Source organism: Marinobacter excellens LAMA 842, from assembly GCF_001574445.1.
Taxonomy (GTDB): Bacteria; Pseudomonadota; Gammaproteobacteria; order Pseudomonadales; family Oleiphilaceae; genus Marinobacter; species Marinobacter shengliensis.
This window is the reverse complement of the sequence record NZ_LOCO01000038.1, coordinates 1-11,569: the sequence shown is the minus strand read 5'-3', so window position 1 is coordinate 11,569 and position 11,569 is coordinate 1. Positions and strand designations below refer to the sequence as shown.

General features: G+C 54.4%; 10 protein-coding genes. 7 read left to right on the top strand and 3 right to left on the bottom strand.

Annotated features, from left to right (window positions below):
• Window positions 1-59 precede the first annotated feature (59 nt).
• Together J122_RS19460 and J122_RS19455 are read right to left on the bottom strand one after the other, a co-directional pair.
• Window positions 60-1,778: a pyridoxamine 5'-phosphate oxidase family protein gene (locus tag J122_RS19460; RefSeq protein WP_061333863.1), complete on the bottom strand. Its 1,719-nt coding sequence runs from the start codon at window positions 1,776-1,778 to the stop codon at window positions 60-62.
• Window positions 1,779-1,794: 16 nt separating this feature from the next.
• Entirely contained in the window at window positions 1,795-2,442 is a 648-nt protein-coding gene (locus J122_RS19455) for a glutathione S-transferase (RefSeq protein WP_061333861.1), read from the bottom strand.
• Window positions 2,443-2,607: 165 nt separating this feature from the next.
• On the opposite strand from J122_RS19455, the gene J122_RS19450 reads away from it, so the two are divergent.
• From J122_RS19450 to J122_RS19435, 4 genes are all read left to right on the top strand, one after another.
• A complete protein-coding gene (locus tag J122_RS19450) occupies window positions 2,608-3,504 on the top strand; it encodes a LysR family transcriptional regulator (RefSeq protein ID WP_061333859.1) in 897 nt (298 codons plus the stop codon).
• A gap of 477 nt (window positions 3,505-3,981) precedes the next feature.
• On the top strand, window positions 3,982-4,410 hold the full coding sequence (locus J122_RS19445) for a hypothetical protein (protein ID WP_156471796.1): 429 nt from the start codon (window positions 3,982-3,984) through the stop codon (window positions 4,408-4,410).
• A gap of 97 nt (window positions 4,411-4,507) precedes the next feature.
• On the top strand, window positions 4,508-5,068 hold the full coding sequence (locus tag J122_RS19440; protein ID WP_061333855.1) for a hypothetical protein: 561 nt from the start codon (window positions 4,508-4,510) through the stop codon (window positions 5,066-5,068).
• 104 nt (window positions 5,069-5,172) lie between these two features.
• The gene (locus tag J122_RS19435; RefSeq protein WP_061333853.1) at window positions 5,173-6,135 is read left to right on the top strand and encodes a calcium/sodium antiporter; all 963 of its coding nucleotides are present in this window, start codon (window positions 5,173-5,175) and stop codon (window positions 6,133-6,135) included.
• 309 nt (window positions 6,136-6,444) lie between these two features.
• Here J122_RS19435 and J122_RS19430 read toward each other — a convergent pair whose 3' ends face one another.
• Window positions 6,445-7,332 (bottom strand): LysR family transcriptional regulator, encoded by an 888-nt coding sequence (locus J122_RS19430; RefSeq protein WP_082780657.1) that lies wholly within the window; start codon window positions 7,330-7,332, stop codon window positions 6,445-6,447.
• Window positions 7,333-7,465: 133 nt separating this feature from the next.
• Between J122_RS19430 and J122_RS19425 the strand changes: the two genes are divergently transcribed.
• The 3 genes from J122_RS19425 to J122_RS19415 all read left to right on the top strand — a co-directional run bounded on the left by J122_RS19425 (window position 7,466) and on the right by J122_RS19415 (window position 11,472).
• A complete protein-coding gene (locus J122_RS19425; RefSeq protein WP_061333848.1) occupies window positions 7,466-9,427 on the top strand; it encodes an alkyl/aryl-sulfatase in 1,962 nt (653 codons plus the stop codon).
• Entirely contained in the window at window positions 9,428-9,805 is a 378-nt protein-coding gene (locus tag J122_RS19420; RefSeq protein WP_061333846.1) for a hypothetical protein, read from the top strand.
• A 146-nt stretch (window positions 9,806-9,951) separates the two neighbouring features.
• Window positions 9,952-11,472: a GMC family oxidoreductase gene (locus J122_RS19415; protein WP_082780656.1), complete on the top strand. Its 1,521-nt coding sequence runs from the start codon at window positions 9,952-9,954 to the stop codon at window positions 11,470-11,472.
• Window positions 11,473-11,569: the final 97 nt, after the last annotated feature.

Here is an 11,569-nt window from a genome sequence, read left to right as displayed (position 1 = left end):
GCCGGACGATTTTGATGGAGCTTCAGGCAGTCTGCTGGGGTGGCAGCTTTGCCGTGGAATTAGTGGCAGCTTTCGCGTGGAATGGGTGGCAGACTTCGTCTGGAATCAGTGGCAACCTTGGTCTGGAATACGCAATAAAGCGATCGCATGAATATTTCGGGGCCGCACAAGTAGAACTGGAAACCGCCAAACGGCAGAAGTTTAGCAAGAACGTTCATGCTGAGCCGTTCTTCCGTATCATGGGTATCGCCCAGCTTGTCGCCTTTGAGTGGGGCACTGTAGGCAATAAACAGATGGAGCCAGTCATATTGCCTGGCCAAAGCAACCAGTTCCTCCGTGAAAGCCTGAGTAGCGCTGTTCTGAGTGGCATGGATGAAGTACACCTCGCGTTGGGGCGCACCGCCCTGAACCGCGGCCACCTGTGCATCCAGCATGGCGATCATGGGCGTTATGCCGACGCCACCGGACAGCATGACGATCGGCTGAGTACCGTCGTCCAGAACGAAATCGCCCAATGGTGAGCCGACCTCGATGATATCGCCATTGTCGAGTTCATCGTGCAGAATTTGGGACGCTAGGCCTCGAGGTTCGCGCTTGATCGAGAGGCGATATTCTTGACCGTTTGGCGCTTGCGATATTGTGTAACTTCGTAGAATTGCATCGTCGTCTTTCCGGATCCGTATTGGCAGGAACTGCCCCGCCACATGCGGCTCAATCGGGCCACCGTCAGAGGGCTTCAGGTAGAAAGACGTGATGTTGTCGCTTTCCTTCCGCTTAGCGGCAATCTCAAAGCGCCGATAGCCATCGGTTTTGAGGGCAGCGAGGCGGGCGTCAGTCCAGGTTCCAGTGCTATCCAGCCCGGGCCAAGGCTCCGGGGCTGACGCAATAACCGGTACAGCCGCAGTGGCGTGCCAGATCTCGTCCGGCACGACGTCGACGATACGCTCGGCGCTTTCGAAAGACGCAACGCGGGCTGAATCCCAGTCGATGGCGGCGCGGCCGGTCAGTAATACCGCGCAACCTGTCTCGAAATCGGGAATAAACAGACTGACCCGGCCATCGCTTTCAATATTGCCCAAAGTGTTGAAAAAGCGATTGCCGGAAAAATCCGGAAAGGAGAGGGTGCCGTCGTCATTGATACCGAGAAACCCGGGCCGCCCTCCACGATGCGATGCATCGACCCCCGCACTTCCACCATCAAGCGAACCAGCCGCTCGGGAAGCAATGAAAAAAGTGTCGGACGCCTCAATAATGCGGCGAACCTCCGGATCACGCAGGTTGGCCTGCCGGCGACTCGTGCGCTTGGGGTCGTCCGGAGCTGCGCTCAGAGCGCGGGTTTGAATATATTGCGGGCAGTTCCCAAAACTTTGGTCCACCTGAATGGTCATGACGCCACCGGATGTATGTTGTACTCGACCATTCATCCGGTTGCGGCGCCGGTTGTTCAGATCGATCCCGACGATACCAACGCTGGCGCCGGTCGACCGCTCCAGTTCTAGCTCATTGGCAAGAACCGGTGTTCCTCTTAACTCCAGCCTGTCCGGAGCAGGGGAGACCACAAACCCCGGCGCTCCGAAAGCAGGAACGCACCAGGGCCGACCAGTGCGGTCAAGCAACGCCAGAAACAGCATGGGCAGGTTTTCAAAGAAGTCCCTGTGTTGCTGCGGCATTTCAGTGCGAACGAAGCTTTCTGTTTGCTTCAACCATGTATCTGGAACGTCAGCACGGGCCTGCACAGCACGTTCACCTATATGGAAAACATCAGGGACCTTTTTCATTGGATCATCCTCTTGGTCAGACGCCTTCAGGTAGCGGAGTACGTGCCATTCCTACAAAGCGCTCCTGGCTCTCGATTCGTTTCAGCCAGGCCCGGATAGATGGGTAACCATCAAGACTCACACCACCTTCAGGCGCATGAGCGATGTAGCTATAGCCCGCCACATCGGCAATCGTAATCGCGGACCCCGCGAGGAAATCTCGAACCTTCAGCGTTTGTTCCATCACCGCAAACAACCGATGGGCAGCAGCCTTGGCACGCTCGTGATCCAATGGCGCATTGAACACCGTGACCAGCCGCGCTGCAGAAGGCCCGTGGGCAATTTCGCCGGCGGCAACCGACAGCCAGCGCTGGACTTCCGCAGCGGCTTCCGGGGTATCCGGCAGCCAGTCATAATTTGTGGGGTAGGATTTAACCAGGTAGATCAGGATGGCGTTGGAGTCACAGAGGGTGACGCCATTGTCGTCGATGGCAGGGACCTGGCCGAAAGGACTCATGGCTAAAAACGACGACGCCTTATGGGCACCATTTGCCATATCAAGATCAATCGTCTGGTAGGGGAGATCGAGCAGAGCCATCATGAGTTCAACGCGATGACAGTGACCGGATTTCGGGTGTCGATTGAGCTTTATGGGGGCAGCGTGGGTAGGGAAGTTCGCATTCATTGTCAGATTCCTTCGGATGAGACATTAACCGTTTCTGGCGGCATGGCATTTGTGGCTCATCAAGGGTAAGGTTTTCCATAAACATGCAGTAGACGGTAATTTTGGAACCTTGATTTCCATTTAATGGAAGGCTTAAGAGCAACCCACAGAGAGGTTCGATGCGCTATGCCTGACCGACTGAAAACGATGGCCATGCTGGTGAAAGTGGTTGATAAGGGCAGCATTTCATCCGGCGCAGAAGCGTTGGGAATGCCCGTTGCTACCGTGAGTCGACGGATATCTGAGCTGGAAGCCGACCTGAATGCCGAGTTGGTGCTGCGTTCGCCCCGTGGATTGACGTTGACGGATACCGGGGTTGCCTACGTGGCCGCATGCCGCAGGATTCTTGACGACGTTGCTGAAATTGAGCGGGGGGCCTCAGGCGAATTTTCAGCACCTAAAGGAACATTGACCCTAACGGCACCGATTGTCTTCGGGCGTATGCATGTGCTGCCGGTGGTCACTGAGTTTCTGCAGTGCTATCCGGACATCAACGTTCGGCTGCAGCTCATCGACCGGCCAGTCAGCCTCAGCGAGGAACACATCGACATGGCCGTTCGAATTGGTCCACTGCCAGACAGCGGCCTGATTGCGCGTAAGGTAGGGGAGGTGCGCCGCATCGTTTGTGCAAGCCGGTCTTACCTGGAGACCCACGGTGAACCCAAAGTGCCAAACGACCTTGAGGGGGCGTCGTGCATCGTCTTCGACCAGTTTTTGGCGGATCACGCCTGGAGTTTCGAAGCGGACGGAAAGACACTCCGGATTCCCGTTGCCGCACGTCTTCATGTGAATACGGCCGAAGCCGCCCTTGACGCCGCAGAGGCCGGGCTCGGCATCACTCGGGTGCTGTCTTATCAAGCGGCGCCCGGAATAAAAGCCGGGCGCCTGGAAGCCATCTTGCAGCGCTGGGAACCGGCGCCTCTGCCCGTCCAGTTTGTCTATGAGAAGAGGGCTTTAATTCCGCAGAAACTGCGGGCGTTTATTGACTTTGCAGCGCCGCGTATTGCGCGGCAGGTTGGATAGATTGACGTATTATTAAACTCCAGCGCGTCGAGATCGACTGGGACTTTCAAACCCGGATCTAAAGCTACCTGTGGATGGGGAGTTTTTGAAGGACGAGCGGATCTTTCCGATCACTTGCCAGGCGGTAAGTGCCAGTATTGATCGGCTCATCGAGCGGAGTGCGGCAGGGCTGCCATTAAAGATAGGGTGGGGCATACCTTTCGGCGTTGGAGTTTGTGAGCCAACTGCTCGGTCACCGCCGTGTCGAGTCGACTGAGGTGTATACTAAATGGCTTCGAGTGAGTTTGTCTGTCCTACGCATATCAACGACAAAACAAAAATGAATTTTTTGCGGTTATGCTCTACTGATTGGTGGTAGTAAAAATCTTAAGCATTTGAAATTAATGAAAAAAACATGGATGGCAACCTGGTTGACGCGGATAAGCGTTTGGGTGATAAATGTCATTTGTTGCTGAACCAGCTGTTAGGCCCTAGATCATGAAAGCTGCGATGACAAAGTTACTGGCGATAGTTGCGTTTCTTGCTTTGCTAGCCGGAGCGATTGGTTCGACAACCCATGAAAGCTGGCTAACCGCGTGGTTTTTGCTCTTTATTTTCGTTGGTCTGCCCGTCTTGATTTTGGCTTGGATTGATCTTGGATCAGAACTGCGGAGATTGGAGAATCCAACCCTTTTACAAAAAGTGCTCGGTGCTTTGTTCGGCGCTCCCCAGGCGGTGCTTGGTATAACATCCGTACTCATCGGTCTCTCAATTATAGGCTGGGTTTTATATAACTCGTTGATCGAGACGCAGCCGCAATATAGCGGGGGCTTTTTGACTCTCGGTGTTGGACCGGCGCTGGTAATTATCGGACTCTATTGGGCGCGTGTGGCATTTAAACGAGAGAGCGAGGCAGGAAATGACTGAGTTCTGGCCGAACCAGTGCAGGTACGGCGACGCCCATTACATTGCGCCTTTGGCTCCATTCCATGGGCGCGCATGCTGCAAACGTTAAGGAAAATCTGTGCCACCGGAAAATGCCCAATCAATTGTCGAAACACTCACAGTCATCAGTGAGTTAACTTCTTCAAAGCCCAATGAGTGGCTTCCCTTGTATGCAGCCCTGGGCGGTGCGATAGCCGGTGCGATCGCATCATTCTTTCCCACATGGCTCATTGAAAGGCGAAGAGAAATAACTTTTGCTCAACAGATTGAGTGCTGTCTTTTGGCTGAAATATCAGCATTAGTTGAGATTGTTGATCGCAGGGGCTACCTGGCAGCAATCAAAGGGGTTGTGGGCTATCTGAGGCAGAATCCTGAGGGGACACAATACAGGTTCGCTGTTGATGTTCCGTCACATTACTCACGGGTATACCAAGATAACTGCCAGCGCATTGGCGTAATTCGGAGTGATATTGCGCAACAGGTTATAGTTTTTCACCAATTAGTAGACGCAGTTGTTCAAGACATGAAGCCCAACGGCGTCTTCAGCGAAGGGGCTACGTTGGAAACTTTTGAGGAAATGGAAGTCATCTTCGGCGAGGCAATGGATATTGCTCGCAACCTTCTGCAAAAACATAACTAGGCACGGAAGTCCAACGCGTGAGTCGCTCCGCTTCGTTTTCGCGTTAGGCAGTCCAGGCTGATGCAGCCATTTTTCATTAAGTTCTCAACCGGAAGATCACAATCATGTTGAACCTGCTGTTCGTCGCTATCGGAGTATTGCTTCTGACTAGTGGCGGTGAGGCGCTTATCAGAGGATCTTTGGCAGCCGCAAATAGGCTGGGTATTTCTCCTCTGCTCAGTGGTTTGTTAATTGTCGGTTTCGGTACGTCTGCGCCAGAGCTGGTGGTCTCAGTTGAGGCTGCCCTTAGTGAGCGGCCTGATATCGCAATCGGTAACGTTGTGGGAAGCAATATCAGTAACATCCTGTTAATTCTGGGCTTATGCGCGCTGATTACGCCTCTTGCTGTCAAGCCGCTCGTACTGCGGCGTGATGGTGTCACGGTTGTCGCGGCTAGCTTGTTGTTTATTGTTCTTGTCGGTGGGGATGCTTTGGTAAGGTCTGATGCTGCCATATTCCTTTTGGCGCTCGCCGCTTTTCTGATCTGGGCTTATTGGACCGAGCGCCTTGGGGAGGCTCCTTCTGCAGGGTTACACATAGCTGAAGGGGAGGAGGTTACTTCTCTACCAAAAACAACGCTGTGGATAGTCATGGCGGTTGTGCTGGGTTTGTTCCTTTTGATCGTCGGCTCACAAGTGCTTTTAAAGGGGGCCGTGGGAATAGCCGAGTCGCTTGGTGTCTCAGAAGCTGTGATAGGTTTGACCCTTGTTGCGGTTGGTACGTCTTTGCCGGAGCTTTCGATCTCGGTAATCGCGGCATTTCGCCGACATGCCGATGTTGCTATTGGGAATATCCTGGGTAGCAATATTTTCAATCTGCTCGGAATACTCGGAATTTCTGCGTTGCTACAGCCGCTTCCAGTCCATGAGCGAATTCTGCAATTTGATCAATGGGTCATGTTGGGAACCTCGCTGATTTTGTTGTTTTTCCTGTATACCGGCAGCCGGCTCAGTAGACTTGAAGGCGGGTTGCTCTTGCTGGGCTACGGTGTATACATAGCGCTGAGTTTCATGGTATTCGGTACATGAATTATGGGGGCAAAAATGCCTAACCAAGCCAAGAACGGCGACAGCTTTTTCGCTGCGGCTGCGCCTTCACTACAAAGCTGCGCATGTTGGCGGCCACACACCAATGCGCATAATGTATATTATGTTAAATGTGATAATATTTCCCGGGCAGTTGTCTCCAATAATGTGGGGTTCGAGTTTCAGCCACTCAGTTATCATTGTGCCTCAGGCTACTCTGAACAGTACGGATGGCATCTGCCCCGCTCAGCGAAGCGCATTGTAAAGGCATCTCTGAAGATATGTGCGTTCAACGACAGCCAAGTGTGGCGTTCAAGCCTCATCGAGAATAAGAGAGCGAAAGGCCGCTGCAGCCGGAGAAAGCGGACGGCCATTTCGTTGCACCACCCCATATCGGGTGCGTAACGCCCCTACCCCATTGACGTTAAGCGTGGCCACCTGTCTGCTGGCCAAAGCGGAGGCCACTACTCCTCTGGGCGCAATACTGACCGCTTGGCTGCCAGCCACAATAGCGACGAGCATGGCAACATTATCGCATTCGATTCTCTTCTGCAGTCCTCCTCGAGGCGCGCTCATTGTCTGGATCTGGCGCTCCATGTCTTCAGGCAATCGAGTCATGGCCATTGGGTAGTCAAGCAAATCATCCCACTCCAATTCCGCCTTATCTGTCAGGGGGTGGCCGTCCTGACAGAACACCACCACTTCAGGTTGGGGTAAATGGGTAATCTCAAGATCGGGATCGTCTGACAGGGATCCGGTGTCAGCTGCGAACAGCTCCAGTTCATGATCCAACAATGCGAGCCGCAACCCCTGCCAGTTATCGGTGCGGATATTCAGGCGAATACCCGGGTAAAGGTCCACGAACCTGGCAGAAACCCGGTCCAGTAATGACAACGCAGGATATGGACCGGTACCTATATTGAGTTCCCCGGTCTCAAGATCATCAATTGCCTCGACTTCCTGACGCAATGACTCTGCCGCCGCTAGCAGGCCACGGACGTGTGGTAAGGCTGCCCGGCCGTGGGCAGTCAGGATCGCGCCAAAGCGCCCGCGCTCGAACAGAGTGGCGCCGAGTTGATGTTCAAGCTGCCTGATACTGCGGCTCAGCGACGGCTGCGAAAGGTGCACTACCTCGCAAGCGCGAGCAAAGCTGCCGGTATCGACCAAGGCCAGGAAGTGTCGAATGTGTCGTGTGTCCATCCCTTTATTCATGCGCAATACGCATGGATTGTCAATAAAGAATGCATTTGAGTACTGGTGCGCAACAGCTCAGACTGTAGTTCACAGGTAGTGACCCCCTGAACAACACACAACGACATTCCAGAGGTCCAGTATGCTCTCCGCCATTCAGAAACTTGCTTTCAGCGCAGCGTTACTTTGTCCCGCTTTGGCTCTGGCCGACGCCCCAAAACCGGCAAGCGACGTGACAGCACAAGCCAACCAGGCAGTGCTGAATCAACTACCGTTCTCGGATACCCGGTCCTTTGACGATGCTCAGCGTGGCTTTTTAGGCGCCCTGCCGGACGGCAAAGTGCTGGACGAGAATGGGCATGTTGCCTGGGACATGTCGCCCTATGCTTTTCTGGCAAAGGACGATGCCCCCCAGTCGGTCAACCCAAGCCTCTGGCGCATGGCACAACTCAACAGCATGCATGGGCTGTTTCAGGTAGTCGAAGGCATGTACCAGGTCCGCAATATGGACCTTTCCAACATGACCATCATCGAGGGTGACAGTGGACTAATCATAATCGATCCGCTTCTTACCCCTGCTACGGCCCGAGCCAGTCTCGAACTTTATTACCAGCATCGGCCCGAGAAACCGGTCGTGGCCGTGCTCTATACCCATAATCACGCCGACCATTTTGGCGGTGTAAAAGGTGTGATCAATGAGGAGGACGTGCGTTCCGGCAAGGTGCGGGTCTATGCGCCGGAAGGTTTTATGGAGCACGCAATCGCAGAGAACGTCATCGCCGGCAACGCCATGACCCGGCGTGCCACCTACCAGTTCGGTGCCGGCCTCCCGCCAGGAGTGCGAGGACACGTCGATACGGGCCTGGGTAAGGCCCTGGGCAGCGGGCCGCTTAGCCTGATTGCACCGACAGATACAGTTCCGGATAACGCGACCCTAACCGTCGACGGCGTTGAGATTGAATTCCAGATGGCTCACGGCACAGAAGCTGAGTCGGAAATGATGATGTATTTTCCACAGTTCAAGGTTCTGAACACTGCAGAGATCACCAGCCAGCATTTGCACAATATCTACACCATCCGCGGTGCCGCTATCCGTGATGCCAGCGCATGGTCCAGATTTATCGACAAGGCGATGGTGCGCTTCGCGGATCGCGCGGACATTCTGGTGGCTCAGCACCACTGGCCGATCTGGGAACGAGACGAGATCAAGCACTTTCTGGCAGTACAGCGAGACTTGTACAAGCACATCCACGATCAGACCGTGCGGATGATGAACCAGGGCATGCTGCCCGGCGATATCGCTGAAAACCTGCGGCTACCCGAGAGCCTGAGTCAGGAATGGTCGGCTCGAGGCTACTATGGCACGGTGCGCCACAATTCGCGTGGTGTTTACCAGCGTTACATGGGCTGGTACGACGGTAATCCGGCCAACCTCAATCCGCTGCCGCCCCGGGAAGAAGCCGGACGCACGATTGACTACATGGGCGGAGAGGAAGAAGTCCTGCGCAAGGCACGCAAGGACTTTGAAGCCGGAGACTATCGCTGGGTCGCCACCGTAACGCGCCAGTTGATCTATGCGAATCCCGACAACCAGGCGGCCCGGGAACTGGCAGCAGACGCCCTTGAGCAGCTTGGTTACCAGTCCGAGGCAGGCACATGGCGGAGCGCCTATCTGGTCGGAGCCCATGAATTGCGCAACGGCGTCGACACTCCGAAACACGTGGGTTTGCAACCCGACCTTATGCAGGCGCTTGAAACAAGCATGTTTTTTGATGCAATGGCGGTGAGACTGAACCCGGACAAAGCTGCTGGAAAGCATCTAGTGATCAACTGGTCGGTGACGGACCAGGAAGAAGATTATCGCCTGAATCTCCAGAACGCCACGCTAACCTATCGCTCTGGTGAGCTGGACGACGAGGCCCACGCCAGTGTGCGCATGACCCGCGAAGTACTCGACAGCATTCTGCTAGAGACAAACACCTTCCCGGAGGCTATTCAGGCAGGTCAAATTCAGGTCGATGGATCCACGGAAGCCTTCTTCGGCCTGTTGCAAATGTTTGAAGACCCGTCTGTTGACTTCCCTATTATCGAGCCGGTGAACTGAATGGACGCGAAAACACTCGCCCCGCGCGAGCATGTTGTTCGCAAGTTGGCGCAGAGCTTTGAAAGCCAGCGTCGCGCCTATCTGGATGACCCTGTACCGAGCCGTGCTGAACGGATTCAGCACCTCCAGGCCCTGTCGCGTTTGGTACAGGATCATCAAGACGCAATCGTAAAGGCCATCAGCGATGACTTTGGTAACCGTTCGTCCACGGAAACGCTCTTCTGCGAGATCTTTCTGGTACTTGACGGCATTAAGGATACGATTGGGCATCTGCTGGTGTCGGCGCTAGTGGCATGGGCCATTACCACGGATATGAGGGCTTTACCACGTTCTCGAAACTCAGGCCGGTGTTCCAACAAGGTTTTTTTGATGGTTTGAAACCGTTGATGCCTCCCTACACGAAGACAACATCAAAGATCCTGGATTTCATGATAAGGCTTACGAAATAGCTAGTGTCATTTACACACACTGGATCTCACAGCGCAGGCAGACCGTCTATAAGCGAAGTCGTTTGAGGTGCAACTATGAACGAACAATACGATTACATTGTGGTTGGCGCCGGCTCGGCCGGAAGTGTACTGGCCAATCGACTCACAGAAAACGGTCGATATTCGGTATGCGTACTTGAAGCAGGCCCAGGCGGGGATCCAGTCACTATCCGAACGCCCGGCGCCTTTGCTGCTCATATGTTTCTCAAGAAATACAACTGGGCATTCAATGCCAAGCCTGACCAGAGGCTGCGTGGTGGTCAGGCCGTGTTTACTCCCAGGGGCAAAGGGCTGGGAGGCAGTTCTTCGATTAACGGTATGCTCTACGTGCGTGGCCAGAAACAGGACTACGACGAGTGGGAGGCGCTCGGCAACGAAGGCTGGGGCTATCGGGATCTATTGCCTTATTTCCGGAAATCGGAGCACCACGAAAAGCTTGCCGACGACCCCTATCACGGTAAAGGTGGCAATCTCCATATCAGCGCGCCAGAGACAGCGGAATATCCGATGTCTGAAACGTTCGTTAAAGCGGCCGTGCAGGCAGGTTTTCCCTACAGCAACGATTTCAACGGCGCCGACCAGGAGGGTGTGGGGTATTTTCATCTGAACATCAAGAATGGCCGTCGCTTCGGTGCTGCCGATGCTTATCTCAAACCGGCCATGAATCGCAACAATCTGACGGTGCTCACGGGAGCACTGGTGAAAAAAGTGGTTCTCGAAGGCAACCGGGCTGTGGCCGTAGCGCTCCGCCACAACGGCAGGGACCTGGAATTGAAAGCCAATCGGGAAATAATTCTTAGTGGCGGTGCCATCAATTCACCACAGCTGCTTCAGCTGTCAGGCATTGGAGGCCGCGAGGCACTAGAAAACGTGGGTGTTCGTTGCCTGCACGAATTGCCGGGCGTGGGCAGGAATCTACAGGAGCACGTGGACGCCTGTGTGCTGGTTTCTAGTAGTAAGAACGATGGTTTTACCGCTTCGTTCGTCGGTATGCTGAAAATGCTCCCCGATACGATCCGGTACATCGTCAGTAAACGGGGCAAGCTGGCTAAATCCATCACCGAGGCCGGTGGCTTTATCCGATCTAGTGACACCGTTGATCGCCCGGATGTTCAGCTCCACATGTTGCCATTGTTGTTTGATGATAGCGGTCGTGATTTGAAACTCATGTCCAACCCCGGTTATTCGGTGCATGTCTGTGTGCTACGGCCGAAGAGCACCGGCTCCGTAAACATCACATCGGCGGACCCATTCTCTGCTCCAGAAATCGACTACAACTTCTTCGCCGATCCCCATGATTGCAAAGTGATGGTGGACGGGATACGCCAGGCGCGGCGAATCCTTGCAGCGAAAGCGTTTGACGATTATCGGGGTGAGGAAATCCATCCGGGCGCAGATCGCCTGTCTGACGAGCAAATCATTGAAAAGGTGAAGGAAAGAGTTGGTCTCGTGTACCACCCAGTGGGCACTTGCAAAATGGGTACCGACGAGATGGCAGTGGTGGACCCAGAGCTCAGGGTCCGCGGGCTGGAAGACTTGCGGGTGGTGGACGCTTGAGCCTGTAAATAAATCTGTGTAACTGCCCACCCCATTACAGGTGGCCGTCCAGGCGGTCACCGAATTCGATAATAAAGCGATTCAATGCCGGCTTCCA

Bases quoted from the DNA above. Each gene is read 5' to 3' on its own strand.
- J122_RS19415 (WP_082780656.1), top strand. From the start codon at position 9,952: ATGAACGAACAATACGATTACATTGTGGTTGGCGCCGGCTCGGCCGGA.
- J122_RS19435 (WP_061333853.1), top strand. From the start codon at position 5,173: ATGTTGAACCTGCTGTTCGTCGCTATCGGAGTATTGCTTCTGACTAGT.
- J122_RS19420 (WP_061333846.1), top strand. From the start codon at position 9,428: ATGGACGCGAAAACACTCGCCCCGCGCGAGCATGTTGTTCGCAAGTTG.
- J122_RS19430 (WP_082780657.1), bottom strand. From the start codon at position 7,332: ATGGACACACGACACATTCGACACTTCCTGGCCTTGGTCGATACCGGC.
- J122_RS19460 (WP_061333863.1), bottom strand. From the start codon at position 1,778: ATGAAAAAGGTCCCTGATGTTTTCCATATAGGTGAACGTGCTGTGCAG.
- J122_RS19450 (WP_061333859.1), top strand. From the start codon at position 2,608: ATGCCTGACCGACTGAAAACGATGGCCATGCTGGTGAAAGTGGTTGAT.
- J122_RS19455 (WP_061333861.1), bottom strand. From the start codon at position 2,442: ATGAATGCGAACTTCCCTACCCACGCTGCCCCCATAAAGCTCAATCGA.
- J122_RS19445 (WP_156471796.1), top strand. From the start codon at position 3,982: ATGAAAGCTGCGATGACAAAGTTACTGGCGATAGTTGCGTTTCTTGCT.
- J122_RS19425 (WP_061333848.1), top strand. From the start codon at position 7,466: ATGCTCTCCGCCATTCAGAAACTTGCTTTCAGCGCAGCGTTACTTTGT.